The sequence below is a fragment of the Streptomyces katrae genome, from assembly GCF_000966975.1.
GTDB classification, from domain to species: domain Bacteria; phylum Actinomycetota; class Actinomycetes; order Streptomycetales; family Streptomycetaceae; genus Streptomyces; species Streptomyces katrae.
On sequence record NZ_JZWV01000039.1, the window covers coordinates 1 to 3,608 of the forward strand.

Consider the following 3,608-nt stretch of genomic DNA (forward strand, 5'->3'; position numbering starts at 1 on the left):
ACGCGGGCTTGACCGGCAAGATCCGAAAGAGACGACCTAGTGCCGGCGCCGGGCGTCACCCGGCCCGGTCGGTCCGGCTCGAGCCGTCCCAGGGCGGGCCGGGGCATGGGGACGGCCCGGTCGGCCCAGGGGGCCGACGACCGCAGGCGGTCGTCAGGCTCCGCGCCGTTCGTCGGACCACGGTGTCGTGGGGCTCAGCGAGGCCAGGTGGCGACTGAACCAGCTCAACGCCGTGTCGGCCACCGCGTCGAGCGCTCCGGGCTCCTCGAAGAGGTGCGTGGCGCCGGCGACCACGGTGATCCGGTGCTCGCAGTGAAGGCGTGCGGCGGCCCGGCGGTTCGCTTCCAGGACCTGTGTGTCCGCTCCGCCGACGATCAACAGGGTCGGAGCGCGCACTGCCTCGAGCCGGGTCAGTGCCAGGTCCGGGCGGCCGCCCCGGGAGACGACCGCCACGATGTCCGACCGAGGTTCGGCCGCGGCCACGAGCGCGGCCGCGGCGCCCGTGCTCGCACCGAAATAGCACACGTGCAGGGGAAGCCTCGGCCGGAGCCAGCTCGTTGCCTGTGTCAGGCGGAGGGCAAGGAGGGGAACGTCGAAGACCTTCGTCCTGTCCTGCGCCTCGGCCGGGGTGAGGAGGTCGAACAGGAGCGTCGCAAGCCCCGCTCGGTTGAGGACCTCGGCCACCTTGCGGTTGCGGGGGCTGAGGCGGCTGCTGCCGCTGCCGTGCGCGAAGACGACGACGCCCGCAGCGTCCCCGGGCACGGTCAACGATCCGGGCAGGGGCGTGCCACCGGCGTCCACGATCACGTCATCCGTCTCCGCCGGTCCGGACCCCGGGTCCCGGACCGGTTCGGCCGGCTGTGCGCCGGCTCGCGCCGCAGCGGCCAGCAGCGCTGAGACCTCTTCGTCACCGACCTGCGCGAAGTCCTCGTACCACTGTCCCACGGCGGAGAAGCGCGCTGGAGCCGACAGGCACACCACCGCGTCGGCCTCGTGCCGAAGCCGCTCCAGTGCCTGCGGCGCCGCGACGGGAACGGCCAGGAGCACTCGCGCGGCCCCCTGCCGGCGTGCCACCTCGCAGGCCACGGACGCGGTCGAGCCCGTGGCGATCCCGTCGTCCACGATCACCGCGGTCCGCCCGGCGAGCGGTACCCGTTCCCGCCCCTGGCGGTAGCGTGCCAGCCGCCGCTCCAGTTCCGCTCTCTGGGCCTCCTCGACCCGTGCGCAGTCCTGGTCCCCGAGGCGGGCGGCCCGTACCGTCGCCTGGTCGATCAGCCGCACGCCGCCTTCCCCGATGGCGCCGAAGGCCACCTCGGGCTGGAAGGGCACCCCGAGTTTGCGGACCACGATCACATCCAGCGGTGCCCCCAGCACGCGCGCCACCTCCGCGGCCACGGGCACCCCGCCGCGGGGCAGTCCGACCACCACGGGCCGGGCCGGGGCGAGCCGAGCCACCTCATCGGCCAGCAGCCTGCCGGCGGCGGTGCGATCCGAGAACGACATCTGTGGCCTCCTGTCGCGTCGCGGCCAGGACCCGCGTGCGAGCCCCGCCCCGTCGACGGGCGCCGTGCTGCCGGGGACGAACCGGATGCCCGGGTCGGTTCGGCCCATGGATGACGGGCAGAGCGGCAGGCCCCTGGTTCCAGCCTCCTGCCGGCGAGTACGGTCCGCACCCGGAAGAGCGCGTCATCCACGCGGACCGCTCCCCGGGGCGGTGCGCGGGGCCGATGGGGGCAAGCAGAGGACCCGGTCGGCCCCATCGACGCGGACGTCGGCTGCCTACCCTGATGGTGGTCTGTGGGACGCGCCGGTCGCGGTGTCTTCGCCGCGCCGGAAGGCGCCGGCGGATGACGTTGGAGGAACGATGACGCCGACATTCGTACTGGGCCGGATCGCGGGAGTCCGGGTGGGTGTGCACTGGAGCATCCTGGCGATCTTCACGATCATCGCACTGGGCCTGGCGCGGGGGCGGCTGCCCGAGGTGTCCCCGGGCCATGCCTGGTGGGCCTACTGGACCGTGGGCCTGGCGGCTGCGGCCCTCTTCTTCGCGTCCCTCCTCGCCCACGAACTGGCCCACGCACTGGTGGCCCGCCACAACCAGGTGGCGGTGGACGACATCGTCCTCTGGCTCCTCGGCGGCGTCGCCAGGCTCAGGACCGAGGCGTCCACACCCGCCGCCGAGCTGCGCATCGCGGGAGTCGGGCCGCTGGTCAGCCTGGGACTGGGCGCGGCCTTCGCACTGGCCGCCTGGTTGGCCGAGAGTACGGCGGGGCGGGGTCTGGTGAGCGAGGCGCTGGTCTGGCTCGCGGTGATCAACCTCCTTCTGGCGGTGTTCAACTCCGTCCCGGCCGCTCCGCTGGACGGTGGCCGGCTGCTGCGGGCCTTCCTCTGGTGGAAGACGGGAGACCGCGCCCGGGCCACGGCCGGTGCGTCGGCGGCGGGCCGCGGGTTCGGCTGGTTCCTGCTCCTGGCGGGCCTGGTGCTGTTCGCGCGCGGCGACGTGGCCGGCGGGGTGTGGCTCGCCATGATCGCCTGGTTCCTGATCGCCGCGGCGACCGCGGAAGACCGGCAGGCGCGGGTGCGGGCCGTACTGACGGGTGTGACGGGTGTGACGGTGCGGCACGCCATGACGGCCTCTCCGGTCACGGTGCCGGCCGACCTGACCATCGCGGATCTCCTGGCGGAGCCCCGTTATCGCTACCGCCACTCGGCTTTCCCCGTCGTCGGCGATGACGGACGCTCCCCGGCCGGGCTGCTCACGCTCGCCGCGGCAGGCCAGGTCGCCGAGGGGCTGCGTGGGGTGACAAGGGCTCGGGACGTCATGGTCCCCCGGTCACAGGTCGTCGAGATCCGCCCCGACGACCAGCTCGTCGACGTGCTCCCGCGGATGCTCTCGGATGGGAGCAGACGGGCCCTCGTCGTCGATGACAGCGGTCGCCTGGTCGGCATCCTCGCTTCCTCCGACATCAGCCGCACCGTCTCCTGGCTGATGACCGCCCCGACCGGCGGCCGTCGCGACGCACCGTGAGAGGGGGCCGGGGTAACCGGTCAGCGCTCGCGTCGTCGGACCCCGGGACGGAGAATTGGAGACGCGGACCGCCGGGGACGCGAAGAGGGTCGGGGCTGTTCGCGGGTGCAGCCCGCATGCGGGATGCGGGCCGTGGCCGGTGTCCGCGCAAGCCAGACGAGTGCCCTCAAGCGCGAGGAGGAGGCCGTGGCGACCGCACGAGAGATCATGCACAAGGGCGCGTCCTGCGTGCAGGAAGACGAGACGCTCATGGACGCGGCGCGCCGCATGAGCGAACTGGGGGTGGGATCCCTCCCGATCTGCGGACCGGACGACCGGCTCCACGGGATCATCACCGACCGCGACATCGTCGTGAAGTGCCTGGCGAAGGGCAAGGATCCCCACCACATGACGGCAGGCATGCTCGCCCAGGGCAAGCCGTACACGGTCGCGGCGGACGCGGACACCGGGCAGGTCCTGGAGATCATGCAGGAACACCGCGTCCGACGGCTCCCCGTCATAGACGACCACCGGCTGGTCGGCATGATCAGCGAAGCCGATCTGGCCCGGCACCTCACGGAAGAGCAGGTCGGTCACTTCG

At 73.1% G+C, this 3,608-nt stretch carries 3 protein-coding genes; 2 read left to right on the forward strand and 1 reads right to left on the reverse strand.

Going from position 1 to position 3,608, the window contains the following annotated elements; translation table 11 throughout:
* Positions 1-153 precede the first annotated feature (153 nt).
* Positions 154-1,503, reverse strand: coding sequence for a phosphoribosyltransferase family protein (locus tag VR44_RS02550; protein WP_045945689.1), 1,350 nt, complete (start codon positions 1,501-1,503; stop codon positions 154-156).
* Positions 1,504-1,864: 361 nt separating this feature from the next.
* Here VR44_RS02550 and VR44_RS02555 point away from each other — a divergent pair, with 361 nt between their 5' ends.
* Both VR44_RS02555 and VR44_RS02560 read left to right on the forward strand, forming a co-directional pair.
* Positions 1,865-3,028, forward strand: a complete 1,164-nt coding sequence (locus VR44_RS02555) for a site-2 protease family protein (RefSeq protein ID WP_045945690.1) — start codon at positions 1,865-1,867, stop codon at positions 3,026-3,028.
* 186 nt (positions 3,029-3,214) lie between these two features.
* Positions 3,215-3,608 (forward strand): CBS domain-containing protein (locus tag VR44_RS02560; protein WP_045945691.1); only part of this gene is annotated, 394 nt, incomplete at its 3' end.

Bases quoted from the DNA above. Each gene is read 5' to 3' on its own strand.
- VR44_RS02555 (WP_045945690.1), top strand. From the start codon at position 1,865: ATGACGCCGACATTCGTACTGGGCCGGATCGCGGGAGTCCGGGTGGGT.
- VR44_RS02550 (WP_045945689.1), bottom strand. From the start codon at position 1,503: ATGTCGTTCTCGGATCGCACCGCCGCCGGCAGGCTGCTGGCCGATGAG.